Raw genomic sequence first — 23,924 nt, forward strand, 5'->3', positions numbered from 1 at the left:
GTCGTGCCGGGGTATGACGCAGTGAGCCATCCACTCGCCGGGGTGCGGGTCCTCGAACTCACCGACGGGCCGGCCGACGGTATCGCCCGACTGTTCGCCGACCTCGGTGCCGACATCCTCAAGATCGAACGCCCGGGCGGCGGGGCGGCCCGCGTGGGCGCCCCCACACTCGCCGGCGCATCGGTGTCCTTCGCCCTCGACAATGCCAACAAACGCAGCGCAATCCTGGATCCGCTGGACCCCGACGACCGGCGCCGGCTCGACGAGCTCGCTTCAGGTGCCGACATCCTCATCGGTGACGAGTTCGTCTCGGCGTTCGGCACCACCGTCGCCGAACTGGCGTCAGGACATCCCGAGCTGGTGGCCGCCGTGATCACCGACTTCGGGACCGACGGACCACACGCATGGTGGACGGCCACCGACCCCGTCCTCTACGCGATGTCGACGGCGCTGTCCCGCAGTGGCCCGCCGACCGGAACCCCGGTGCTGCCGCCGGCGGGTATCGCGTCGGCCACCGCGGCAGTCCAGGCGGCCTGGGCGATCTTGGTGGCCTACTACCACCGGCTGCGTACCGGCCGCGGTGGGTGCATCGACTTCTCCCGGTTCGAAGCGGTCCTGCAGGCACTCGACCCGCCCTTCGGCTCCGAGGGCCAGGCCGCGTCCGGGCAGAAGCGCTCCACCTGGCGTGGGCGACCGCGCAACCAACAGATCTATCCGACCTTCCGTTGCCGCGACGGTTTCGTCCGGATCTGCCTGCTGTCCCCCCGGCAATGGCGCGGGATGCGGGCCTGGCTGGGCGAACCCGAGGAGTTCTCCGACCCGAAATTCGACTCCATCGGCGCACGCTATGCGGCGACGAGAGAGCTCAACGCGGTCATCGCCGACCTGTTCGCCCGCGGCACGATGGCCGACCTCGTTGCCGAAGGGCAGGCCCGCGGGGTACCGATCGCGGCCGTGCAGAGCCCCGCCGAAGCGCTGGCCTCCGATCATTTCCGCGCTGTCGGCGCCCTGGTCGACGCGCAGCTCGCGCCGGGCACCGACACTGTCGTCCCGGTGGGCGCGTTCGTGATCGACGACCTCCACCACGGATTCGCGCGCACCGCGCCGCAGCCGGGCGCCGACCGGGCCGAATGGGTGTCCGCTCGCTCGGCGGTGAAACTCCCGGCCGCCGACCGGCCCTTCGACGGCCTGCGCATCCTCGATCTCGGCGTCATCGTCGCCGGCGGCGAACTCGGCCGGCTCTTCGCCGACTTGGGCGCCGAGGTCATCAAGGTGGAGAGTGCCGCCTATCCCGACGGCTTGCGCCAGGCCCCGCCGGGACGGCCGATGAGCCGGTCCTGGGCGCTGACCCACCGCAACGAGTCCAGTCTCGGCTTGGACCTGCGCCACCCGCGCGGCGCGGAGATCTTCACCGGGCTGGTGGCCCGATCCGATGCCGTGTTCGCCAACTTCAAGCCGGGAACGCTGGCGGCCCTGGGCTTTTCGTATCAGCAGCTGACGGACATCAACGCACGGATCGTCCTGGCCGAGAGCAGCGCATTCGGTGACCGCGGACCGTGGAGTCAGCGGATGGGATACGGGCCGCTGGTGCGCGCCACGACCGGGGTGACGCGACTGTGGCGGGCACCCGGCGGTTCTGACGACGAACTCGCGCAGTTCTTCGATGCCACCACCATTTTCCCCGACCACGTGGTCGCCCGTATCACCGCGCTCGCCACGCTGGCCGCCCTGATCCGCCGGGAGCGCACCGGACAGGGCGCCCACGTGCACATCTCGCAGGCAGAGGTGGCGGTGAACCAACTGGCCACCGCCTACGTCATCGAGGCCGCCCGGGTGGCCGGTCTGCCCGTCGTACCCGACACCGCCGTACACGCGGTATGTCCGTGCGCCGGTGAGGACGAATGGTGCGTCATCTCGGTACGCCATGACGCCGACCGGGCAGCCCTGGCCGGCATCGTCGGCGTCGAGATGCCCACGGCTGCACCGGAACTGATCGCAGTGCTCAGCGCGTTCACCATGCAACGAGACAAGCACGACGTCGCCGAGGTGCTCCAGCACTCCGGTGTCCCGGCCGGCCCGATGAACCGGGCCGCCGACATCCTCATCGATCCGCAGGTCCGTCATCGCGGGCTCTACACGGACCTGGTACATCCGCTGTTCGAGGAACCGATGCCCACCGAAACCGGACCTGCTCGCTACCACCACATCCCGCCCGCCCCGTTACGCCCGGCCCCGTTGCCCGGCGAGCACACCCGCGATATCTGCCATCGGGTGCTCGCGCTGGACGACACCGCCATCGACCGCTTGATCACCGACGGCGTGCTGTTCGCCGGAACCGACCCGAACGACCCGAGGAGTTCGCTGTGAGCACCGCTTCTGTCTTCATCGCCGGCCAGTTCCGCACCGCCGAACGCACCGAACCGGTACTCGAGGCCGCCACCGGTGAGCTGCTGGGGCACGGTTCCTCGGCCACCGAATCCGAGGTCGACGATGCGGTGGCGGCGGCCCGCGCAGCGCTGCCGGCCTGGAGTGCCACCCCCGCCGGCGAACGGGCGGCGCTGCTGCTGCGCTTCGCCGACGCCCTGTTGGCCCGCTCGGCGACCACCAACGAACTGTGTACGCGCGAGAACGGCATGCCGATCCGGTTGTCCAAGGGCGCCAATGGCATGTTCCCGGCGGTCCTGCTGCGCTACTACGCCGACCTGATCGCCGCCGGCGGTGACGAGGAGATCCGGCCCGCGCTGATCGGGCACACCATCGTGCGCCGGGAAGCCGTCGGTGTGGTGGCGGCCATCACGCCGTGGAACTATCCCCAAGCCCTGGCGGCCATGAAGCTGGCCCCCGGGCTCGCCGCAGGCTGCACCATGGTGCTCAAAGCCGCGCCCGAAACCGCCTTGGATGCACTCGTTTTCGCCGAAGCCGCCGCAGAGGCCGGGCTTCCCGCCGGTGTGCTCAACGTGGTGGCGGGCGGCCCGGCCGCCGGTGCGCACCTGGTGGCGCACCCGGGCGTGGACAAGGTCGCCTTCACCGGCTCCACCGGCGCGGGCCGCACCATCGCCGAGATGTGCGGCCGGTTGCTGCGTCCGGTCACCCTCGAGCTGGGCGGCAAGTCCGCCGCGATCATCCTCGACGATGCGGACCTCGCCGCCACGGTCAAAGGACTGAAGAACGCATCCTTCGTCAACAACGGCCAGACCTGCCACCTCAGTTCGCGGATCCTGGCGCCCCGCTCACGGTATGCCGAGGTGGTCGACGCGGTGGCAGCCCTGGCCGACGGGCTCACGGTGGGTGATCCGCTGGACAAGGCCACCGACGTCGGTCCGCTGGTCAGTGATCGTCAGCGCCGGCGGGTCCTCGACTATATCGACATCGGCAAAGCGGAGGCGAAACTCGTTGCCGGCGGCGCCGTTCCGGCCGATCAGCCGCACGGCTGGTTCGTCTCGCCGACGGTCTTCGCCGATGTCGACAACTCGTCGCGGATCGCTCAGGAAGAGGTCTTCGGTCCCGTGCTGGCGGTGATTCCCTACGACACCGAGGAGCAGGCCGTCGCGATCGCCAACGACAGCGAGTTCGGCCTCGGCGGCACCGTGTGGACCACCGACGCCGATCGCGGGACCGAGATCGCCCGCCGGGTGCACACCGGCTCCATCGGCGTCAATGACTACCAACTGGACGTCGCGGCCCCGTTCGGCGGGGTCAAGTCCAGCGGTCTCGGCCGCGAGCTCGGCCCGGAGGGGCTGGCCGCCTACCAGCAGCTGAAGTCCATCTACCGCGTCGGCCCGGCCTGAAAACCTCTACAAGACAGGATGATTCACCAAATGTCTCTCGATCCACGCACCCCGGTCCTCGTCGGCTACGGCCAGGTCAACCAGCGCGAGGAGAGCGCCACCACCGAACCCGTCGACCTGATGGAGCGTGCCGCGCGCGCCGCCGCCGACCCACGCGTGCTGGAAGCGGTGGACGCCGTGCGCATCGTCAACCTGCTGTCCTGGCGCTACCGGGATCCGGGGCTGCTGCTGGCTCAACGGATCGGCGCGCCCACCGCGGCCACCCGGTATACCAGCATCGGCGGCAACATCCCGCAGTCGCTGGTGAACCAGGCCTGCCTGGACATCCAGCAGGGCCGCAATGACGTGGTCCTCATCGCCGGCGGTGAAACCTGGCGCAGCCGCACCCGGATCAGGGCGCAGGGACACAAGCTCACCGGCACCGTCCAGGATGATTCTGTGCCGCTACCCGCCGGCGCCGACGACGAGTTCCAGATGTCGGGCCCCGCCGAGATCCGGATCAAACTGGACCGGCCCGCCTACGTGTACCCGATGTTCGAGCAGGCACTGCGCATCGCCTCGGGGGAGTCGCCCGAGGAGCACCGTCGCCGGATCGGTGCGCTGTGGTCGCGGTTCAGCCAAGTGGCACAGGACAATCCGCATGCCTGGAACCGGAATGCGGTGTCTGCCGAGGAGATCTGGCAGCCGGGTCCGACCAACCGCATGATCAGCTGGCCCTACACCAAGCTGATGAACTCGAACAATATGGTCGACCAGGGCGCGGCACTGATCCTCACCTCGGTGGAGAAGGCGCAGGCCCTGCAGATTCCGCGGGACCGCTGGGTCTTCCCCTACGCGGGCACCGATGCCCACGACACCTACCTGATCGGGGAGCGGGCCCGCTTCGACGGGTCACCGGCGATCCGCATCGGCGGTCGCCGTGCGCTGGAACTGGCCGGCCGCGGCATCGACGATATCGACCTCATCGACATCTACTCGTGCTTCCCGTGCGCGGTCCAGGTCGCGGCCAACGAACTCGGCCTGCCCACCGACGACCTGCAGCGGCCGCTGACCGTCACCGGCGGTCTGACCTTCGCGGGCGGACCGTGGAACAACTACGTCTCGCACTCCATCGCGACCATGGCCGAACGCCTCACCGCGCAACCGGGCACGGTCGGGCTCATCACCGCCAACGGCGGCTACCTCACCAAGCACAGCTTCGGCATCTACGGCACCGAGCCGCCCACCGGCGAATTCCGCTGGGAGGACGTGCAATCGGCCGTGGATGCGGAGCCCACCGTGGTGGCCGAGGACGTGTGGGCCGGGGTCGGCACCGTGGAGACCTGGACCACGCCCTACACCCGCGAGGACACCGCGGAGAAGGCGTTCCTGGCGGTGCGGACCCCGACGGGCAGTCGAGCCCTGGCCGTGATCACCGACCCTTCGCAAGCCGCGGCCACCGTCACCGAGGACATCGCCGGGCTGAAGGTCACCGTCACCGCCGAAGGCATCGCCACCCTCGAGTGACGATGTCGACGACCTAGCCGCCGACCTCACCGAGCGGTGTGTCGACGTCGGCCAACTGCGCGGCGTCCACCGGTTGCCGGCCGCGGACCAGCGCCTTGATATCGTCCAGGCCCTCCCAGATGTTGACGTTCATCCCCGCCAGCACCCGGGCGTCGCCGTCCAACCAGAATGCGGTGAACTCGCGGCCGGGCACGTCGCCACGGAATACCACCCGCGCGTCCGGCGGGGCGTGTCCGACGTACTCCATGCCGAGGTCGTACTGATCGGTGAAGAAGTACGGCAACTCGTCGTAACTGCCGGGTGTGCCGAGCATCCCGGCCGCGGCCACGGCGGGCTGTTTGAGTGCGTTGGCCCAGTGCTCGGTACGAATCCTGGTGTCCAGCAGGGGATGCTGGGCCGCGGCGATATCGCCGACGGCGAAGATGTCGGGATCGCTGGTGCGCAGTGCCGCGTCGACGGCGACGCCGCCGTCGGCCAGTGTCAGCCCCGCCTTCTCGGCGAGTTCGATACGAGGTCGGGCGCCCACCGCCACGAGCACCACGTCCGCGGACACGGTGGAACCGTCACCGAGGCGCAGGCCGGTCGCGTGGCCCCCGGCCGTGGTGATCTCCTCGACCGAGGTGCCCAACCGGAGGTCGACACCGTGGTTGCGGTGCAGGTCGGTGAACACCTGCGCGACGTCGCGGCCGAGCGCGGCCAACGGCAGATCCGCCGATTCGACGACGGTGACCTCGGCGCCCAATTCGCGGGCGGCGGCGGCAACCTCAAGCCCGATCCAGCCCGCGCCGACCACCGCCAGCCGTGCACCCCCGGTGAGGAGCGCGCGCAGGGCTGCCGCGTCATCGACGGTCCGCAGGTAATGCACCCCGTCGGAGTCGGATCCGGGAATGGGTGGGCGGCGCGATGCCGACCCGGTGGCCAGCAGCAGTTTGTCGTAGTGCTCGAGTTTGCCGTCCTGGTAGCCGACGGCGTGGGCCGCTCGATCGATGGTCTTGACCGTGGTGTTCAGCCGCAGGTCGATATCGTGCTCGCGGTACCAGGCCGCGGGCTGCACGGTGAACTCGTCGGGTTCCTTCTTGCCTGCCAGGTAGTCCTTCGACAGCGGCGGACGTTCGTAGGGCAGATGGTCCTCGGTGCCGAACAGGATGATCTGTCCGCCGAAGTTCCGGTCCCGCAAGGCTTCTGCGGCCTTGGCTCCGGCAAGGCCGGCGCCGACGATGACATAGGTCGGTGTGGTCATGGCAGTTCTCCTTCGATGAGCGGCTACGCCGTGACGTGTTCGCGCAGGTGGTGGTCGAGCGAGACGCGGACCAGCGCGGCGGCCAACTGGGCGGGGTGGCCACCGGACAGGTCGAGCAGTGCTTCTGGGTCCTCGGGCAGGCCCAGTTCGTGTGCGCCGGCCAGGGCGCGATCGTCGAAATAGGGCCGCACCCAAGGCCACACGTTCTGAACCTCGCGCAGGAAGATGTCGGCGCCCACCGGCCCGATACCGTCGAATTCCTGTAGGGCATGCGCCGCCGCCGCGACATCGCCGGCGGCCTCGTCGGCCAGTCTGCGCAGATCACCGCGATACCGCTGCTGCACCCGGGCGGCGAGCCCGCTCAGCCGGGTCGCCGAGCTTTCGTCGTAACGGGCGTAGCCGGCCCGGCCGAACGCCTCGATCAGCGTCGCGCGATCGGCGTGCAGTACCGAGGCAGGGGTCCGGATGCCGCTGCGGAACACCTCGCTTGCGGCCGCCACGGCGACCTCCGCGCTGATCGGTTTGCCCGCCAGCATGGCCAGCGCCAGGAGCTGGAACAACGGCTTGGGTTTGTCGCGCAACGTGATGCCGGCTTCGTCGGCGAACGTGGTTCCGGCTTGCCGGAGCAGCCGCGCAGCCAGGGTGTGTGCGCCAGGCATGAGATCAGGCATACCCGCTCCTTGTTGCCGCCTAACGGCGCTGTTTGGCGGGCAGTCCCGACGCGTAGTCCACCCCGCGACTCACCCACGGGTGGAGCTGGCGGGTGGTGCGGACACCGTCGGCGCGCACGCGTAGCCAGCCGCGGGTCTCGCGGCCGGCCATCACCATGGGCTCGACATGGTCGCGGTCGAGCAGCGCGGCCGTCTCCTCCGGCGGCACGCGCACCATCAACCCGCCCCCGCCGCTGGCGGCCACTGCCATATTGCCGTTCACCAGGAAGGCCAGTCCGCCGAACATCCGTTTCTCGTCGACATTCGCGGTGGTGGCCAGGATCTCGCGGATCCGGTTGGCCAGGTCCTCGTCGTAGGACATCTCAGTCCAGGTCGACTCGGATGGTGAGCAGGTCACTGCCCATCACGCGGACCACCGCGCTGTTGAGCTGGGGCAGTTCGCCCAGCCGGACCACTGCATCGTCGTCGGGCAGCAGATGCGCGGTGCCGGTGCGCCAGTGTCCATGGATCCGCACCCGCACCGCGGGATCGGCCTTGATGTTCTTCACGTAGTCGGACTGGGCGCCGTGCTCGGAGACCAGCCAGAAGGCATTGCCGACGACGCGCCCACCCACGGCGGTACGCCGAGGCTGGCCGGACTTGCGGCCCGTGGTCTCCAGCATGGTGACCGGGAGTTTTCGGCCGACGGGGTTCACGAGGTAGCGCTGGGCGGTGTGCACGATGCGGCGTTTCAGCGTGTTCAGGTCGGGCACGTCAGGCCTCCTGGGTCGGTGTCCAACCCAGTCTAGGTCCCAGCTTCTGCGCCATGTCCGTGATGATCTGGTTGTAATCCGCGGGCGCGAAGGTGAACGGCAACGCGAAGGTCACCTCGTCGGCCCGGGTGAATCCGGCGTGTGCGAACAGCTGGTCGGCGAGTTCGTCGGAGGTGCCGACGTAGTCGGGGGAGAACAGCATGCCGCGCGCGCCTTGCGGGCTCTTGGTCCGCTCGAACCGGCTCGCCGCGTACTCACGGTAGCGGCGGATCTGGTCGTCGGTGGCCGAGTCGGTCGGGATGACCACCAATCCCTGTGACACCCGGGATTTCCCGGGCTCGGGATGGTGTGCCCGGTAGGCGTCGATGTGTTCAGCCTGGATGGTCGCGAAGTCGCGGGATTCGGTTCCCTCGACGCTGACCACCGAACTCGTCATGTAGTTGATCCCCTGTTGGCCGGCCCAGATCGCCGACTCCCGGCCGCCGCCGTACCAGACCCGCCCGGCCAGCCCGGGGGAGTGCGGTTGCACCTGGCGCACGAATTGTTCGATCCCCGTGACGCCCTCGAAATCGCTGACCGGGTCCCCGCGCAGACTGCGCAGCAGCCGCAGCACCCGCTCCTTCGAGAAATCCTGCACATCATGGGATTCCGGGTACAGCGCGGTCTTGTAGTGGTCGTAGAGCATCGGTGTGCCCACCGAGACCCCCGGGTTGATCCGGCCGCCGGACAGGATGTCGACGGTGGCCAGATCTTCGGCGAGCCGCACCGGGTTCTCCAGACCGAGCGGGATGACGGCGGTACCCAGCTCGATGCGGGACGTGCGCTGGGTGGCCGCCGCCATGATCGCCACGGGGGAGGAGATGCCGGGCTGGAAATGCCGGCAGCGCAACCAGACGCTGTCGAAACCGAGCGCCTCGGCCCGTTCGATCACCTGCAGCGTTTCCTCGATACCCGGACCCGGACGGTCCACGTCGAAGCGGCCGATGGTCAGGAAGCCGAGCTTGCGCATGTTCTCCTCCTCACACGAGCGTGCGTGTTTGCACGCGACACACCGTGTCAGGCCGTACAAACACGCACGCTCGCGTGGTTATGCCGCGACCGTCGCCGCCTCGGCAACCGGCTCCAGCGCCTGGGCCACGATCTCGGCCACATCGGTCATCGGCTTGACCTCCAGTGCGGCCAGCACCTCGGCCGGCACGTCGTCGAGGTCCGGCTCGTTGCGCTGCGGGATGAAGACGGTCTTCAGCCCGGCCCGTTGCGCCGCAAGCAGTTTCTGCTTGACACCGCCGATCGGCAGCACCCGGCCGTTCAGCGTGACCTCACCGGTCATGCCGACATCGCCGCGGACCTGCCTGCCGGTCGCCATGGACACGAGTGCGGTGACCATCGTGACGCCGGCCGACGGACCGTCCTTGGGCACCGCGCCGGCGGGCACGTGTACGTGGATCTGGCGGTCCAGCGCCTTCGGGTCGACGCCCAGCTGCTCGGCGTGCGCCCGGACGTAGGACAGCGCGATCTGCGCCGACTCCTTCATCACGTCACCCAGTTGACCTGTCAGCTTCAACCCGGCATCGCCATCGGTGGCGCCCGCCTCGATGTAGAGCACATCGCCGCCCAGTCCGGTGACCGCCAGACCGGTGGCCACACCGGGCACCGCCGTGCGCTCGTTCGACTCCGGGGTGAACCGCGGACGGCCCAGGTACTCGACGAGATCGGGTTCATCGATGGTCAGCGACGCCTGACCGGAGTCCAGCTTGGTCGTCACCTTCCGCAGCGCCTTGGCCAGCAGTCGCTCGAACTGGCGCACACCCGGCTCGCGGGTGTAGTCGGCGGCGATCTTGCGCAGCGCCGCGTCGGTCAAGGTCACCTCATCAGAGGTGAGCGCCGCACGCTCGGCCTGCCGGGGCAGCAGGTAGTCGCGTGCGATCGCGACCTTGTCGTCCTCGGTGTACCCGTCTATCTGGATCAGCTCCATGCGGTCCAGCAGGGCCGACGGGATGTTCTCGATGACGTTGGCCGTCGCCAGGAACACCACATCGGACAGGTCCAGATCCAGCTCCAGGTAGTGGTCGCGGAACGTGTGGTTCTGCGCTGGGTCCAGCACCTCCAGCAGCGCCGACGACGGATCGCCGCGGTAGTCCGAGCCGACCTTGTCGATCTCGTCGAGCAGCACGACGGGGTTCATCGAGCCCGCTTCGCCGATGGCCCGCACGATGCGGCCCGGCAGGGCACCGACGTAGGTGCGCCGGTGGCCACGGATCTCGGCCTCGTCGCGCACGCCACCGAGGGCGACGCGGACGAACTTGCGGCCCAGGGCGCGGGCCACCGATTCACCCAGCGAGGTCTTGCCGACTCCGGGCGGACCGGCCAGCACCATGACGGCACCGGATCCGCGTCCACCGACGACGGCCATCCCGCGCTGCGCGCGCCGGGCCCGCACCGCCAGGTACTCCACGATGCGGTCCTTCACATCGTCGAGCCCGTGATGGTCGGCATCCAGGATCTCCCTGGCCGACTTGAGGTCTGTGGAGTCCTCGGTGGTGAGGTTCCACGGCAGCTCGAGCACGGTGTCCAGCCAGGTCCGGATCCAGCCGCCCTCGGGGCTCTGCTCGCTGGACCGCTCCAGCTTGCCGACCTCGCGCAGCGCGGCCTCACGGACCTTCTCGGGCAGATCGGCGGCCTCGACCCGGGCCCGGTAATCATCGGACCCTTCCGGCTCGCCTTCGCCGAGCTCCTTGCGGATCGCATTCAGCTGCTGGCGCAGCAGGAACTCCTTCTGCTGCTTGTCCATTCCCTCCCGGACGTCCTCGGCGATCTTGTCGTTGACCTCGACCTCGGCCAGGTGTTCCCCGGTCAGCTCGATCAGCAGACGCAGCCGCGCGGCCACGTCCTCGGTCTCCAGTAGCTCACGCTTGCGCACATCGCTGAGGTACGACGCGTATCCGGCCGTGTCGGCCAGCTGCGACGGATCGGTGATCTTGTTGACCACATCGACGATCTGCCACGCCTCGCGCCGCTGCAGCATCGCCAACAGCAGCTTCTTGTATTCGGCGGCAAGGGTTTTCGTCTCATCGGTGGACTCGGCGTCCGCGACTTCTTCGACCTCGACCCACAACGCGGCACCGGGTCCGGTGGTCCCGGAACCGATGTGGGCGCGGCGTTCACCGCGCACGACGGCGGCGGCACCGCCGCCCGGGACGCGGCCGACCTGCACGATGGACGCGATCACACCGTAGGTGGGGTAGCGGTCGTCCAGGCGTGGCGCGATCAGCAGCTTGCCGGATTCGCTTGCCTGCGCCGCGTCGACGGCCGCGCGGGCGGCATCGTCGAGTTCGATCGGCACGACCATGCCCGGCAGCACGATCGGCTCGCTGACAAACAACACCGGGACTGCGATGGCTTCAGTCATCAATCCTCCAAAGTTGAACCTGATGGGCTCAACCCTGTGGGGCGATCCTTTGTTCCCACCGCGATCTGGCGGCCTTGGCCACCACCACGGTCGCCAGGATCAGCAGGCCGGTCAGCGCAAGGGACACCACCGTGTTCACACCCTTCCCGACGTCGACGGACAGCGAGAAGATGATGCCCAGACTGAGGAACATGCCCAGTAGCAGGCCGACTCCCCATATCGCTGACAGCAGAACGTGCACGCGGTGTCTGTAGGCCGCCGCGCCCGGCTCGGTTGAGCGCTCGTCGGGGGGCTGGACGCGCTCGGCGACCACCTGGGTCAGGGGCTTACCGATGAGGCAGCTGCCCAGGAAGATCAAGGCGCCGATCCCGCCCACCAGGGTGTCGCCCACCATCAGCATCCGGGCATTCGAGGTCGCCAGTCCGACGGCGAGGCTCAGGCCGAAGTTGAGCATCAGGTAGCCGGCGAAGGGATCGAGCCGGCGCGCCCTGATCGCGTCATAGGCCACCTTGATCCCGGCCAGCACGGTCGCGGTCAGGAGCGCAATATATTCGGACACCCCGGCGGCACGCAGTCCGTAGTAGGCGCCCAACGGCGGCCCGAAGTCGAGCAGCATGCCGCGCAGGACCGGACGCAGGGACGGTGGTCGCGCGGGCGGCTCGCTCACCGGGCCGACGGTAGGTCGCGAAGCTGTGAGGTCGCTGAAGGGCGTATCCGCGTGTCGGCCGAGAAATCGCGGTGCGGCGGAATACTCACCGGCCACGGGTCGTCGTAGCCCTCATGAGCAGAGCTGTGCAGTTCGATCGGTACGGAGACGTCGACGTCCTGGAGGTTCGCGAGGTGCCACGGCCCGAGCCCGCCCCTGGTGAGGTGCTCGTCGAGGTCAAGGCGGCGGGTATCAATCCGGGCGAGGCGATGATCCGCAGGGGCTTTCTGCACGACATCTGGCCGGCGACGTTCCCCTCGGGTGAGGGCAGTGATCTGGCCGGAGTGATCGTCGAATTGGGTGACCGAGGCGAGCGAAGCGACGGGAAACGGAGCGGTGTCACCGAGTTCGCCGTGGGCGACGAAGTCCTCGGGTTCTCGATGCGACGGTCCAGCCACGCCGAGTACGTGACGGTGCCCGCCGATCAGCTCGCGGTCAAACCGGCCGGCGTGTCCTGGGAGGTGGCCGGATCGCTGTATGTCGCCGGATCCACCGCCTACGCCGCCGTCGGGTCGGTCGGTCTGAAAGCCGGGGAGACCGTGGCGATCGCGGGCGCGGCCGGTGGTGTCGGCAGTATCGCCGTGCAGTTGGCGGCCCGGACCGGGGCGAGGGTGCTCGGTATCGCGGGACCGGCCAACGACGACTGGCTACGTGAGCATGGTGCGACTCCGGTGAATTACGGCGATGGTCTGGCGGACCGGCTGCGGGCGGCAGCTGAGCCGGGCCGGGTGGACGCGTTCCTCGATTTCTTCGGCGGCGGCTACGTCGCGCTCGCCGTGGACGAGTTGGGCGTACCCCGCGAACGGGTGGACACCGTCATCGATTTCGCGGCGATCGAGCAGTTCGGTGTCCTCGGCGTCGGCAGTGCCGAGGCCAGTACTGCCGCGGTCATGGCCGAACTCGCCGCGTTGGTGGCATCCGGCGAGCTCGAGGTCCCGATCGCGAAGGTGTACCCGCTGGCTGAGGTCCGCGCGGCATATCGCGATCTGGAGGAGCGGCACACTCGCGGCAAGTTGGTGCTGCGCCCGTGAACCCGATCGAGGGCAAGGTCGTGGTGATCACCGGGGCCAGTAGTGGGATCGGGGCAGCGACGGCCCGGCTGCTGGCGCGACGCGGGGCCCGGGTGGTGCTGGGCGCGCGGCGTGTCGATCTGCTGACGGCGCTGCAGGATTCGCTGCGGGCCGACGGCGCCGACGTGGTGCACGTGGCTGTCGACGTGACGCGGCCTGAGGAGGTCGAGCGACTGGTCGCGGCGGCGGTCGAGCATTTCGGCCGACTCGATGTGTTCGTGAGCAACGCCGGGATCGCGGCGCTCGGCCCGTTGGCCGACGGCGACCTCGGTGCCTGGTCGGCCATGATCGATGTGAATCTGCGGGGGGTGCTCAACGGGATCGCGGCGGCGATGCCGGTGTTCCTGCGCCAGGGTCACGGCGACTTCGTCACGACGGTCTCGACGGCGGGGTTGAAGATCGTGCCGAACATGGGTGTGTATGCGGCCACCAAGAATGCGGTGCGCACGCTGCTGGAGGCGTTGCGTCAGGAGTCCACCGACGGGGTGATCCGGACGACCGGCATCTCGCCGGGCTACGTCCGCACCGAACTCGGCGGGCCGGATCGTGATCCCGAAATCGGTTCCAGGATGGCGGAGATGGCGATCGCCCCGGAGGCGGTGGCTCGGGCGGTCGCGTTCGCGATCGAGCAGCCCCGGGATGTCGAGATCGGCGATATCACCATCCGTCCGACCGTCCAGAACTGATCAGACAAAAGCAGGGAGCCTGCCGCTCGGGGGGTTGCGGCAGGCTCCCTGTGGTTCTGGTGTGTTACGTCGCGGCTTGCGCCCCGAGCACACGCTGGATGTCCGGCTTCATCATCTGAAGTTGCTGACCCCAGTACGCCCACGTGTGAGTCCCGTTGGGCGGGAAGTTGAACACGCCGTTGGTGCCGCCTGCGGCGATGTAGCGATCGCGGAAGGTGACGTTGGTGCGCAGCGTGAACCCTTCGAGGAACTGGGCCGCCATCAGGTTCGCGCCGTTGGCGCCGGCGTCGAGATCCGACGGGGTTCCGGTACCGCAGTAGATCCAGATACGGGTGTTGTTGGCGACCAGCTGGTTGATGTTGACCATCGGGTCGTTGCGACGCCAGGCCGGGTCAGAGGCCGGGCCCCACATGCTCTCGGCGTTGAATCCGCCGGCGTCGTTCATGGCCAGGCCGATCAGCATCGGCCACCAACCCTCGGACGGGTTCAGGAAGCCCGACAACGTGCCCGCGTAGATGAACTGCTGCGGATGGTAGATCGCGTAGGTCAGGGCAGCGCTGCCCGCCATCGACAGGCCGACCACGGCGTTGCCGGTGCGCGACACACCCTTGTTGGCCTCCAGGTAGGCCGGCAGTTCCTGAGTCAGGAACGTCTCCCACTTGTAGGTGTAGTTCTGCCCGTTGCCCTTGGACGGCTGGTACCAGTCGGTGTAGAAGCTGGACTGGCCGCCGACCGGCATGATCGTCGACAGGCCGGACTGGTAGTACCACTCGAAGGCCGGGGTGTTGATGTCCCAGCCGTTGTAGTCGTCCTGGGCGCGCAGACCGTCGAGCAGGTACACCGCGTGCGGCCCGCCGCCCTGGAACTGGATACGGATGTCGCGGCCCATGGATGCCGAGGGCACGTCGAGATACTCGACGGGAAGGCCCGGCCGCGAGAATGCTCCTGCCGTCGCCGAACCCCCCGCGAAGCCGATCAGCCCGGGCAGTGCGGCGACGGTCGCGGCGACCACCGCCGCTCGACGGAGCCACTCTCCACGAATCTTTCTGATGAACTTCATAACGGCAACCAACCCACCTTTCCTCTTGCGTGTCCCGTCCGGGACCCAAAGCAATTGCCGCTGCTTTTTCTTCGTCGGTAGTGAATCACGCGCCCCAAATGCCACACGTGTAACACGGCCGCGTCGTGATATCGCGGTTGGCTAACGATTGAGACTCAGCCCTGAGACCTCGCCGTGATCCGCCGTGATCTGGCCGGGGCTGCGCGCAGTCTGTCGGCCGAGGGATTGTCGATATATGTTGCACACCAACGCAATTCGGCAATGGTTCGGCCGATATCGATACCCCACCGGCGGCCACACCGACCGCGATCGCACCGGGTGCAGCGCCACCCGGCGGCCAGTTCACTGCGGCTCGACGATGACCCATCCGTGCGGCGGAACCACCAGGTCGGCAACGTGATCCGGCGGTGGGGCGCCCGAGCCGGCGGTGATCCGGCCGGGCCGGGGCAAGGCGACCGGCAACGGATCGTCGCCGATGTTGAGCGCCACCGTCAGCTCGCGGCCGTCTGCGACGGTCCGGTACACGTGGCCGGTGTTGCTCACCTCGACCGCGTCGGTACGCGCGGTGTGCAGCCAGGACTGGCGGCGCCGCAATCCGATCAGATATTGGTGCAGTTGCAGGATGTCGTTGTCGCCGGTCGGCCGCTGGTCGAATTCGGGGCGGACCGCGTCGTCGCCGCCCACCCGTTCCTCCTTGACCGCGCGCCACCCCCATTCGTCGCCGGCGTAGATGCACGGCGTGCCCCCGGTGGTGAGCAGCAGCACGAGCGCATGCTCCAGGTGTCGGGAATCGTCGAGCCGGCTGGCGATCCGGGTCACGTCGTGGTTGCCGACGAAGGTGAGCGGTACGAAGGTGTCCAGGAAGTCGTTGTGGCGTTGCAGCGCCCAGTCCAATTCGTGGAAGTTGCCGTCGTTCAGGCTGCTCCAGATCGCCTTCCACAGCTCGTATTGGGTGACGGAGTCGAACCCGGCGGACCGCACCTGCGCGGGGTAGTCGCCGTGGATCACCTCGCCCACGAACCAGGCCTGTGGATGGCGTTCGCGGACGGCCGGCAGCACCGAAGCCCAGAACCGGTCGGGCACGGCGTAGGCGGCGTCCAGCCGCCAGCCGTCGGCGCCACGGTCCAGCCAGTGCGCCATCACCTCGACGGTGTAGTCGACGACGTCGGGGTTGCCGTGGTTGAGCGCGATCAACTCGCCGTGCCCCTCGAAGGTGGCGAAACCGTCGCGCGCCCTGCGGAACCAGGCGGTGTCGCCACCGTCGAGTGCCGCCCGGTACCGCGGAAAGTCGGTGCCGACGTGATTGAAGACCCCGTCGAGCAGGATCCGGAGTCCGCGCCGATGGCATTCCTCGACGAGCCGGTCGAAATCGGCCTCCACGCCCAGCCGCGGATCGATGCGGTAGTGGTCGGTGGTGTCGTAACCGTGGGTGCGGGAAGCGAACACCGGACCGAGCGCGATGCCGGAGCAGCCGAGTTCGACGGCGTGGTCCAGCCATTCGACGATGCGTAACAGACGGTGCTCGTCCGGTGGTGGTGGCGGGTCGGCGGGAAAGGCGCCGACGAACCCCAGCGGGTAGATCTGCCACCAGATCGCGTGTGTCACCCAGTCCGGATCGGTCATGGTTTGAACTTCGCTTCGTAGAGCGCACGCATGCGGTCGGTGAGTTCGCCGGCAGGACCGTCGGTGACGATGCCGGGGGCGACGGTGGCGATGGGCAGCGGTGCGACCGGCGAGGGCGGGGCGCCCCACTCCGTGGACCACCGGCTCAGTTGGGCCGCCGAGGCGGCGTACACGATGCGCCCGAGCCCGACCCAGGCATGCGCGGCCGCGCACATCGGGCAGTGCTCGCCGGAGGTGTAGACGGTCGCGGCGCGGCGTTGCTCGGATGTCAGATGGTCGACGGCCCATCGGGCGATCGCGAACTCCGGGTGCTGGGTGGCGTCACCGTCCTTGACGCGGTTGCGATCCTCGAACACGGTCTGCCCGGTCGCGTCGACCAGGATGGACCCGAAGGGTTCGTCGCCGTCATCGAGTGCCGCCGCGGCGAGTTCGACGCAGCGGCGCAGGCATTCGAGGTCTCGCGCGCTGATCGCCACGCTTGGGAGCCTACTCAACCCGGATACGGTGCCATCGGTGTAGCAGCTTCGCCGGATCCCAGGGCGGGCGGCGACGATTGCGGGTCAGTGGATAGCAGGCCAACCCGATCAGCAGGGCGCAGGCATGGCCGATCGGCGTGAACTGCAGCTGCAGGGCGACCGCGAGGCCGAACGTCGATACCGCCGCCGCGAGATAGAACCACCGCCACGGCCGCACGACGTGATAGGTCAGGACGCCGATCAGACCCACGAGGAAGTAGCTGACCCCGATATCCCTGGCGTCGATGTACCGGGGTGACACCATCGCCTCCTGGATGGTCCAGTACAGGTAGCCCTCGCTGAGGTACGTGGCCCCGATGTGGGCGAGTATCCCGACGGTGAACCAGCGCAGGGGGCCGAGCCAGCGCTCGGCGGGGGCGACGAAGGCGGCGAACAGCAGCAGATACGGCCACCAGTGATGGCCGTCAATCCACAACAGACTGGTGAACAGCACCCGCAACGGGTCGCCGGCCAGATGGTGCAGGTTGGTCGAGCGCGCCTGCAGGAACCGGTTCAGCGCGTGCTGGCTGAGGCTGTGCTGAATCACGGTGGTGATCAGCAGCACCGTCAACCAGGAGAAGGTGAAGGGTGCGCTCAATACGAAGCGGCGCAGGCGGTTACCGGCTAGGTCTGACGGCATACCTGCGGAACGGTCTCGAACGCCGCAGCGGAGCCCCAACACCAGGCTGCGTAAGCGGCGGCAACCGCGACGCGATCGATGTCTCGTTGGGATCCGCCGGCTGAGCGGACCGATTCCGCGACGGCGAATTTGATGATGTCGACCAGAGCGGACAACGGTTCGTCCGACACAGGTGTGGACCTCGTCGTGGCTATGGACACTGTTCCCCCAAACGGCGAGGGGCCGTCGCGCAGTCGCCCCGTTGCGAGGCGCGAAACCCCTGCCTGCCCAACACCTTAGTACCGTGACGTGTCCGCGCGCACGGGACGCGCCTCAGTGGCAGCAGTCTTTCCCAGTTGTTACCGCACCGAGACGGCATGCACACGATGCGTTAACCGGGACATCGGCGCGTGCCCGCGCCAGGTCGAGCTGACGCCCGATGATCGTGGCTTCGGCGTCACGGCCCAGCCGCTGCAGGCATTCGTGGTAGCCGTGCAGGCTCCACACGTTGCCGGGATGCTGGCAGGACCGGCGCAGAGTGTCGTCCAGTCCCAGGTCGGCCGCATACGCCGCGGCCGCTTCCTCGACACGGCCCTGCTCCAGCAGCAAGGCGCCATAGGCGTGCCGGGTGGGCTGCATCCAGCCCCACGGTTCGTCGTAGGGCAGGGCGTCGTCGAGCGCGATCGCCGTCCTCAGGTGCGCGAAGGCCTCGTCGAAATGCCCTTCGCGGTAGGAGATTTCGCCGTCCAGCATCGCCACCGCGATAGCCAGGATGTCACGGCTGGTGTTGTTGAACAGATAGCGCGTCTCCGGGATGCCGGCGTACGCGGCGGCCAGTGCCTCGCGTTCGGCATACGCCTGGGCGAGCTGCCCCTTGGCGGCGTGCGCGACACCGCGACCGTAGTGGATGGTGGCCGTGGTGGTGCAGTACAGCTGCTGGTCCTCGGGCAGTGGGGTGGCAATCAGCTCGTCCCAGCGTCCGAACCGGACCAGTACGTGGACGCGCAGCGGCACGAACGCCTCCAGCCAGTCGGCCATCGGCGGGGACTCGATGGCCAGCAGCTCCGGGGTCAGCTGACCCGACAATTCGTCGGCCGCATCGAGAGCCACGCGGGACTGCCCCTCGAACATCGCCGAGTACACGACGAAATGCAGGTCGTGCGCCCGGTACAGGGAGTAGAAGTTCAGCGGGCCCTCGCGCTGCACGAAGCGCCGGTCGGCCCGCACCGCGGCCTGGTTGGCCACGATCGAGGCACGGTAGTCACCGCACAGCACGTCGATGTGACTGGGCATGTGTTGCAGGTGGCCGGCATCGGGCACCAGACCGCGCAGCAGATCGGCGGCGGGCAACGCGTCCTCGGGGTGCGCCGACATCTCGCACGCGTGCAGGTAGAGGTGCAGCACGCCCGGATGTGCCCGTCCGGCCGGTGTGGTCAGTGCATCGCCGAGGATTCGGATGGCCTCAAGTACCCGCGAGCCCGGTGCCGGATCTCCGGTTGCGCTGTCCCACAACGCCCATGCGGTGACGTTGAGCAGTGCGTCGGCCGCCAGCGCCGCGACGTCGATATCGCCGGGGTGTTCCGCGGCGACTCGGGCCATCGCATCGGCGTAGGCGTCGTGGCCGGCCACCAGCGCCTCGGTGTCCTGCGGATCGTCGGTGGGGAAGCGCACGGCCAGCGCGTCGATCAGGGCGCGTTCCACCGCAGAGGCGCGGGCGGTGCCGGCGCGGGCGAGCTCGGCGCGGGCCCGGTCCAACGAGGTGGCCAGATCGACCGGGTCGAAAGCCTCCCATGCCTTGTTGTAGTTGGGGCCGACCGCGTAGGCGATGCCCCACCGGGCGATGGCCAGCTCGGGATCGAGTGCCAGCGCCCGTTCGAAACAGTGCACGGCTTCCTCGTGGTTGAACGCGTAGGCCCAGACCATGCCGCGGTCGAACCACACCTGGGCTTCCGGTTCGGGGGAGTCGACCGGCCGGTGGTAGGTGCCCAGGTCGTAGTACGGCTCGATGGCTGCGCTCATGGCACGCACGTTAATTGAGCGGGGGCCGCAGCGAGAAGCGTTGCGTGTAGGCCTGAGGCGAACCGGCCGGCCTGCGACTAGCGTGACCCCATGATCAGATGTGTCCGGTTGTGGACCGGTGACGACGGCGGATCCCACGCGGAGGTGGGAACTCTGGACATGGCGCCGGGCCGCAATGCCGACCTGGTGTCGGTGGCGATGTCGGCCGCACACGTCACCGTCGAGGAGACCGCAGGCGGTGGGTCGCTCGCCTGGCACACCGCGCCCGTGCGCCAGCTGGTGGTGACGCTGGCGGGCACGCTGCGGTTCTGCACCCGCGACGGCGAGGAGTTCACACTGGCGCCTGGCGACGTGTTGCTCGCCGAGGACACGACGGGCTCGGGCCACCAGTGGGAACTGATCGACAGCGACCCGTGGCGCCGGATGTACGTCGTGCTCGCGCCCGGCACCGAGGTCCCGTTCGTCGCCGCCTCTCGCTAGTGGCCGGCGACGATATCGGCCTCGTCGACCTCGACGGGATCTTTCGCCCCGGGTAGGAAGTGGTAGATCGCGCACACCACGCCGAAGAACAGATAGCCGAGGGCCACTTGAGGATTCGCGGCCCAGGCCACCTGCGGCGCGTGGATCAGCCCGATGAAGGACAGGGCCGCACCGACCACCGAGGCGATCGCCGCGTAGAGGAACTTCTTCTCCAGGATGAACGTCACCATCGTGCCCAGGATCAGGCCCACCAGCACCGCACCCTCGCCGAGGGTCAACAGGCCGTCATAGACGACACCCGCACCGTTGAGTGCCTCCAACCCGACCTTCGATGCGGACGTGCCCGCCGCGTTGAGGGCGTTGTCTATCAGCCCGCTGGCCCATTGCGCGAGGTTGGGCAGGATGGCCGCGACGACCGCGACGGCGTGCAGTCGCGGCACCGCCTGGAACGCCTGCGCGCCGATCAGCAGACCGATGTACAGCAGGATCGGCACGATCGCCGGAACCGGTAACAGCGCATCCAACACCCCGAACAGCCCGAGGAAGCAGAAGATACCGATCACCACGCCGCTGGCCAGCGAGTAACCGGCGCGGCCGCCGGCGTCCTTCCAGCCGGGGTGGCCGATGTAGACCGCGGGCGGGAACGGCGAACCGAACGCCGACCCGATGACCGCACCGGCACCGTCGGCGAGCAGCACACTGCGCAGGTTGTAGTTGTCGCCGGCGGCTGCGGCGCTCTCCACGTTGCTCATCGCCTCGGTGAAGTTGTAGACGCCCAGCGGTATCGCGGTGCCCAGCAGCGGGGCCAGATGCGACAGGCCGGAGAACAACATGTCCACCCGAAGGTCGGGGACGCCGATGGCGATATCCGAAACCGCCTGTCCCACATCGGGTGCCGACATGAACCCGCCGATCCACCCGATCGCGGTGCCGACCAGCAGGGCGGCCAGGCCGACGGGGATGCCGAACGGCAGCTTCATATCGGTGAAGAAGCCGATGAGGATGATCGCCATGACCGGTAGGCCGATCCAGGCCGCTTCCCACATCTGTGCGGCCGGTCGCATGGAGATGAAGGTGATCGAGATACCGGCCAGCGTGCCGAGCATCGCGGCACGCGGGGTCAGTTTACGGATATAGGGGCCGACGAATGCGCCGATCATCACGATGACGCCGATCATGAACGCCCACGCCAGCCCGGCTTCCCAGGCCGCCATCGCGTTCTTGGTGTTCAGGTACACCGGTAGCATCACCACGAATACGACGATGAACATATGCGGCACACTGGGGCCGTACGGCAAAGCCGTGACATCGGTTCGGTTTTCGCGCTTGGCCAGCCGGCGGGCCAGGAACGTGTAGTACAGATTGCCCAGGATCAGGGCCACGCCCAGCGCGGGCAGGATGGTGCCGAGCACGTCGCCCGGCGGCACGTTGACGACACCGATCATCAAGCCGGTCAACGTCAGGACGTTGACCAGGATGTTGAATCCGAGTCCGAAGAACGCGTTGGTGTCGCCTCGCGTCCACCAGGGGATGGACAACCCCGGCTGGGCCTTTTCGGCGGGGGGATCGGAGCTGGCGGGGGGATCGGTGACGTCGGTGGACATGGCTGGATCCTTTCGGGCGGACGCTCAGGCGGCGTTCGTGGTGAGTTGTTGCAACGCGGGAATGACCGCAGCGGTGTCGGCGACCCACCCGAAAATGCCCCCCTGGGCCTTGATCATCTCCAGCCCCACCCGCTGGAACTCCGGGAAATACGAACCGACGCAGTCGGATACCACCAGGCACTCGTAACCGCGGTCGTTGGCTTCGCGGGTCGTGGTGTGCACGCACACCTCCGTCGTGACACCGGTGACGAGCAGCTGCGTGATACCGGCGGCGGTCAGTACGTCCTGGAGTTCGGTGGCGTAGAACGCCCCCTTACCCGGCTTGTCGATCACCACTTCGCCCTCGATCGGGGCCAGTTCGTCGACGATGTCGTGGCCGTACTCGCCGCGGATGAGGATGCGTCCGTACTTGCCGGGATCGCCGATGCGCTTCGACGGCGCACCGCGCGTCAGCTTGGCGGGCGGACAATCCGACAGATCGGGCCGGTGGCCTTCCCGGGTGTGGATCACCAGGATTCCCGCCTCGCGGGCCGCGGCGATCAGCGCGGCCAGTGGAGGGACCACCTTGAGCAGCTGATCCACGTCATTGCCCAGGCTCTCACCGAACCCGCCGGGCAGCAGGAAATCCCGTTGCATGTCGATGACGACAAGGGCGGTCTGTCCCGGCACCAGTGAGAAGGCTGACGGTTCAGCGGGGACGGGGACGGTCATACCTGCTCCTTTACCGCGGAAGTGGCCGCCGCGGCGGCGGCCCGGGGCTCATCGAGGATCTGGGCGGCCAGCGTCAAGGCCGTGTCATCGGAGAGTGCGTTGCCCAGCAGCATCGCGCTGTAGGGCCGCCCGTCGCTGGTCACGCCGAGCGGCACGGCAACGCCCAGCAGATCGAGCAGATTGCCGAAATGGGTGTAGTGACCGAGCATCGTGTTGCAGTCGATGGGTCGCTCGAGCACCTGCTCGACGGTGAAGGTGGTGCCGATGGTGGGGACCACGAGGATGTCCATGTGCTGCCACAGCCGGGCCACCTCGGCCTTGAGATCCTGCAGCTTCTGCAACGCGGCGAACGCATCCACCGCGGTGTAGTTGAGTCCACTGCGGAAGATCTCGCGGACCACGGGGTGGATCGAATCCGGTTTCTCGGCAAGGAAATCGCCGAATTCGACCAATCTCTCGGCCACCCACGGACCTTGATACAGCAGCGCCCCCGCCGCCAGGAACGGCGCGAGTGACACCTCGACGATGACGGCCTGACGTTCCAGCTGTTCCCGGAACCCCAGATGTGCCGCACGCATCGCGTCGTCGCCGAAGAACTCCAACTCGGCCACTGGCGGCAGTCCGACCCGGATGGGTCCGCCCGCGTGCCGCGGCCCGCGGTCCCGGGACCATGAGTCCGCGTCGTCGCGTGCCGCCATCACATCGAAAACACGGTCCACATCGTCGATGCAGCCGGCCATCACGCTCAGGCAGTCCAGGGACTTGCAGGCCGGCACCAGACCGACGGTGCTGATCAGTCCTCGCGAGGGTTTGAAGCCCACCACGCCGTTGAGGGCGGCGGGCACCCGGCCTGATCCCGCGGTGTCGGTGGCCACGGCGAACGGCACCTGTCCCAGCGCGACGGCCAGCGCGGATCCCGAGCTGGAGCCGCCCGAGATGAGTTCCCCGCCGAATACGCTGCGGGGCACCGTATACGGGGTGCGGGTGCCGTTGAGGCCGGTGGCGAACTGGTCCAGATTGGTCTTCCCGACGTACAAGGCCCCCGCGTCCAGCAGTCGCTGCACGGCCGGTGCGGTGGTCTCGGGGATATAGGCGTAGTCCGGGCAGGACAGCGTGGTGGGAACCCCGGCGACGTCGATGCTGTCCTTGACCCCGAACGGGACGCCGTAGAGCGGCAAGGTCCGTGCCCCTGGCCGGCTTTCGATCGCGGCCGCGGCGGCCAGCAGTTCGTCGCGGGGAACGGTGGACAACCAGGTTCCGTCATCCCCGCGTGCGGCGATGGCGTCGGCGACTCGGGTCGCGGTCTTGACCGGGGAACCGGTGCCGCCGGCATGCGAATCGAGAATCTCGGCGATCGATGGCCCGATCGACGGACCCCTGCTGATCCCGTGGTCGCCGCGTACATCTGAACCCATGAATGTCGATTGTCGACAGAATGATGGCGATCGCGGTACGCGCGTGTGTC

21 protein-coding genes are annotated in these 23,924 nt (G+C 68.3%); 6 read left to right on the top strand and 15 right to left on the bottom strand.

Features of this window, described 5'->3' with window-relative positions:
• Nucleotides 1-3: 3 nt before the first annotated feature.
• Genes H7J86_RS02580 through H7J86_RS02590 form a run of 3 tightly spaced genes read left to right on the top strand, consistent with a single transcriptional unit; the run spans nucleotide 4 to nucleotide 5,294 of the window.
• Entirely contained in the window at nucleotides 4-2,367 is a 2,364-nt protein-coding gene (locus tag H7J86_RS02580; protein ID WP_267289194.1) for a CaiB/BaiF CoA-transferase family protein, read from the top strand.
• Nucleotides 2,364-3,788, top strand: a complete 1,425-nt coding sequence (locus tag H7J86_RS02585) for an aldehyde dehydrogenase (protein ID WP_267289196.1) — start codon at nucleotides 2,364-2,366, stop codon at nucleotides 3,786-3,788. The genes H7J86_RS02580 and H7J86_RS02585 overlap by 4 nt, the downstream gene beginning before the upstream one ends.
• Nucleotides 3,789-3,818: 30 nt before the next feature.
• Nucleotides 3,819-5,294, top strand: a complete 1,476-nt coding sequence (locus tag H7J86_RS02590) for an acetyl-CoA acetyltransferase (protein WP_267289198.1) — start codon at nucleotides 3,819-3,821, stop codon at nucleotides 5,292-5,294.
• A gap of 13 nt (nucleotides 5,295-5,307) precedes the next feature.
• On the opposite strand, the gene H7J86_RS02595 is transcribed toward H7J86_RS02590, so the two are convergent.
• The 7 genes from H7J86_RS02595 to H7J86_RS02625 form a co-directional block, all read right to left on the bottom strand.
• Nucleotides 5,308-6,534 (bottom strand): NAD(P)/FAD-dependent oxidoreductase, encoded by a 1,227-nt coding sequence (locus H7J86_RS02595; protein ID WP_267289200.1) that lies wholly within the window; start codon nucleotides 6,532-6,534, stop codon nucleotides 5,308-5,310.
• 23 nt (nucleotides 6,535-6,557) lie between these two features.
• Nucleotides 6,558-7,205, bottom strand: coding sequence for an endonuclease (locus H7J86_RS02600; protein WP_267289202.1), 648 nt, complete (start codon nucleotides 7,203-7,205; stop codon nucleotides 6,558-6,560).
• A gap of 19 nt (nucleotides 7,206-7,224) precedes the next feature.
• Nucleotides 7,225-7,566: a TfoX/Sxy family protein gene (locus H7J86_RS02605; RefSeq protein WP_090360819.1), complete on the bottom strand. Its 342-nt coding sequence runs from the start codon at nucleotides 7,564-7,566 to the stop codon at nucleotides 7,225-7,227.
• A gap of 1 nt (nucleotide 7,567) precedes the next feature.
• Complete coding sequence (locus tag H7J86_RS02610) at nucleotides 7,568-7,957, bottom strand: nitroreductase/quinone reductase family protein (protein WP_267289204.1); 390 nt, start codon at nucleotides 7,955-7,957, stop codon at nucleotides 7,568-7,570.
• A gap of 1 nt (nucleotide 7,958) precedes the next feature.
• Nucleotides 7,959-8,966, bottom strand: a complete 1,008-nt coding sequence (locus H7J86_RS02615) for an LLM class flavin-dependent oxidoreductase (RefSeq protein WP_090360817.1) — start codon at nucleotides 8,964-8,966, stop codon at nucleotides 7,959-7,961.
• A gap of 78 nt (nucleotides 8,967-9,044) precedes the next feature.
• Nucleotides 9,045-11,366: an endopeptidase La gene (gene lon, locus H7J86_RS02620; RefSeq protein ID WP_267289206.1), complete on the bottom strand. Its 2,322-nt coding sequence runs from the start codon at nucleotides 11,364-11,366 to the stop codon at nucleotides 9,045-9,047.
• Between the two features lie 28 nt (nucleotides 11,367-11,394).
• Entirely contained in the window at nucleotides 11,395-12,033 is a 639-nt protein-coding gene (locus tag H7J86_RS02625; protein WP_235683289.1) for a VC0807 family protein, read from the bottom strand.
• Between the two features lie 113 nt (nucleotides 12,034-12,146).
• Between H7J86_RS02625 and H7J86_RS02630 the strand changes: the two genes are divergently transcribed.
• A complete protein-coding gene (locus H7J86_RS02630; RefSeq protein WP_267289208.1) occupies nucleotides 12,147-13,103 on the top strand; it encodes an NADP-dependent oxidoreductase in 957 nt (318 codons plus the stop codon).
• Nucleotides 13,100-13,828: an SDR family oxidoreductase gene (locus H7J86_RS02635; RefSeq protein ID WP_267289210.1), complete on the top strand. Its 729-nt coding sequence runs from the start codon at nucleotides 13,100-13,102 to the stop codon at nucleotides 13,826-13,828. Before H7J86_RS02630 ends, H7J86_RS02635 begins: the two co-directional genes overlap by 4 nt.
• A 64-nt stretch (nucleotides 13,829-13,892) precedes the next feature.
• Here the strand turns inward: H7J86_RS02635 and H7J86_RS02640 are convergent, their stop codons facing one another.
• The 5 genes from H7J86_RS02640 to H7J86_RS02660 all read right to left on the bottom strand — a co-directional run bounded on the left by H7J86_RS02640 (nucleotide 13,893) and on the right by H7J86_RS02660 (nucleotide 19,664).
• On the bottom strand, nucleotides 13,893-14,888 hold the full coding sequence (locus H7J86_RS02640) for an esterase family protein (protein ID WP_090360807.1): 996 nt from the start codon (nucleotides 14,886-14,888) through the stop codon (nucleotides 13,893-13,895).
• 342 nt (nucleotides 14,889-15,230) lie between these two features.
• Complete coding sequence (locus tag H7J86_RS02645) at nucleotides 15,231-16,511, bottom strand: alpha-amylase family glycosyl hydrolase (RefSeq protein ID WP_267289212.1); 1,281 nt, start codon at nucleotides 16,509-16,511, stop codon at nucleotides 15,231-15,233.
• Nucleotides 16,508-16,987, bottom strand: a complete 480-nt coding sequence (locus H7J86_RS02650) for a nucleoside deaminase (protein WP_267289214.1) — start codon at nucleotides 16,985-16,987, stop codon at nucleotides 16,508-16,510. The genes H7J86_RS02645 and H7J86_RS02650 overlap by 4 nt, the downstream gene beginning before the upstream one ends.
• Nucleotides 16,988-16,997: 10 nt before the next feature.
• Nucleotides 16,998-17,666 carry a rhomboid-like protein gene (locus tag H7J86_RS02655; RefSeq protein WP_267289216.1) on the bottom strand — a complete coding sequence of 223 codons (669 nt, stop codon included), beginning with the start codon at nucleotides 17,664-17,666 and terminating at the stop codon, nucleotides 16,998-17,000.
• 312 nt (nucleotides 17,667-17,978) lie between these two features.
• Nucleotides 17,979-19,664, bottom strand: a complete 1,686-nt coding sequence (locus tag H7J86_RS02660; RefSeq protein ID WP_090360794.1) for a tetratricopeptide repeat protein — start codon at nucleotides 19,662-19,664, stop codon at nucleotides 17,979-17,981.
• A 90-nt stretch (nucleotides 19,665-19,754) separates the two neighbouring features.
• On the opposite strand from H7J86_RS02660, the gene H7J86_RS02665 reads away from it, so the two are divergent.
• On the top strand, nucleotides 19,755-20,144 hold the full coding sequence (locus H7J86_RS02665; RefSeq protein ID WP_187095676.1) for a cupin domain-containing protein: 390 nt from the start codon (nucleotides 19,755-19,757) through the stop codon (nucleotides 20,142-20,144).
• Here H7J86_RS02665 and H7J86_RS02670 read toward each other — a convergent pair.
• The 3 genes from H7J86_RS02670 to H7J86_RS02680 are packed head-to-tail and all read right to left on the bottom strand — an operon-like array spanning nucleotide 20,141 to nucleotide 23,874.
• Complete coding sequence (locus H7J86_RS02670) at nucleotides 20,141-21,748, bottom strand: SulP family inorganic anion transporter (RefSeq protein ID WP_090360789.1); 1,608 nt, start codon at nucleotides 21,746-21,748, stop codon at nucleotides 20,141-20,143. The two genes, H7J86_RS02665 and H7J86_RS02670, sit on opposite strands and share 4 nt — an antisense overlap.
• A gap of 24 nt (nucleotides 21,749-21,772) precedes the next feature.
• The gene (locus tag H7J86_RS02675; RefSeq protein ID WP_167160060.1) at nucleotides 21,773-22,459 is read right to left on the bottom strand and encodes a cysteine hydrolase family protein; all 687 of its coding nucleotides are present in this window, start codon (nucleotides 22,457-22,459) and stop codon (nucleotides 21,773-21,775) included.
• Nucleotides 22,456-23,874, bottom strand: coding sequence for an allophanate hydrolase (locus tag H7J86_RS02680; RefSeq protein ID WP_267289218.1), 1,419 nt, complete (start codon nucleotides 23,872-23,874; stop codon nucleotides 22,456-22,458). Before H7J86_RS02680 ends, H7J86_RS02675 begins: the two co-directional genes overlap by 4 nt.
• Nucleotides 23,875-23,924 lie beyond the last annotated feature (50 nt).

Source organism: Mycobacterium hackensackense, from assembly GCF_025822555.1.
GTDB lineage: Bacteria > Actinomycetota > Actinomycetes > Mycobacteriales > Mycobacteriaceae > Mycobacterium > Mycobacterium fluoranthenivorans.

Coding starts and splice junctions, on each gene's coding strand:
- H7J86_RS02590 (WP_267289198.1), top strand. CDS start 3,819: ATGTCTCTCGATCCACGCACCCCGGTCCTCGTCGGCTACGGCCAGGTC.
- H7J86_RS02595 (WP_267289200.1), bottom strand. CDS start 6,534: ATGACCACACCGACCTATGTCATCGTCGGCGCCGGCCTTGCCGGAGCC.
- H7J86_RS02600 (WP_267289202.1), bottom strand. CDS start 7,205: ATGCCTGATCTCATGCCTGGCGCACACACCCTGGCTGCGCGGCTGCTC.
- H7J86_RS02605 (WP_090360819.1), bottom strand. CDS start 7,566: ATGTCCTACGACGAGGACCTGGCCAACCGGATCCGCGAGATCCTGGCC.
- H7J86_RS02615 (WP_090360817.1), bottom strand. CDS start 8,966: ATGCGCAAGCTCGGCTTCCTGACCATCGGCCGCTTCGACGTGGACCGT.
- lon (WP_267289206.1), bottom strand. CDS start 11,366: ATGACTGAAGCCATCGCAGTCCCGGTGTTGTTTGTCAGCGAGCCGATC.
- H7J86_RS02630 (WP_267289208.1), top strand. CDS start 12,147: ATGAGCAGAGCTGTGCAGTTCGATCGGTACGGAGACGTCGACGTCCTG.
- H7J86_RS02640 (WP_090360807.1), bottom strand. CDS start 14,888: ATGAAGTTCATCAGAAAGATTCGTGGAGAGTGGCTCCGTCGAGCGGCG.
- H7J86_RS02645 (WP_267289212.1), bottom strand. CDS start 16,511: ATGACCGATCCGGACTGGGTGACACACGCGATCTGGTGGCAGATCTAC.
- H7J86_RS02655 (WP_267289216.1), bottom strand. CDS start 17,666: ATGCCGTCAGACCTAGCCGGTAACCGCCTGCGCCGCTTCGTATTGAGC.
- H7J86_RS02660 (WP_090360794.1), bottom strand. CDS start 19,664: ATGAGCGCAGCCATCGAGCCGTACTACGACCTGGGCACCTACCACCGG.
- H7J86_RS02665 (WP_187095676.1), top strand. CDS start 19,755: ATGATCAGATGTGTCCGGTTGTGGACCGGTGACGACGGCGGATCCCAC.
- H7J86_RS02670 (WP_090360789.1), bottom strand. CDS start 21,748: ATGTCCACCGACGTCACCGATCCCCCCGCCAGCTCCGATCCCCCCGCC.
- H7J86_RS02675 (WP_167160060.1), bottom strand. CDS start 22,459: ATGACCGTCCCCGTCCCCGCTGAACCGTCAGCCTTCTCACTGGTGCCG.
- H7J86_RS02680 (WP_267289218.1), bottom strand. CDS start 23,874: ATGGGTTCAGATGTACGCGGCGACCACGGGATCAGCAGGGGTCCGTCG.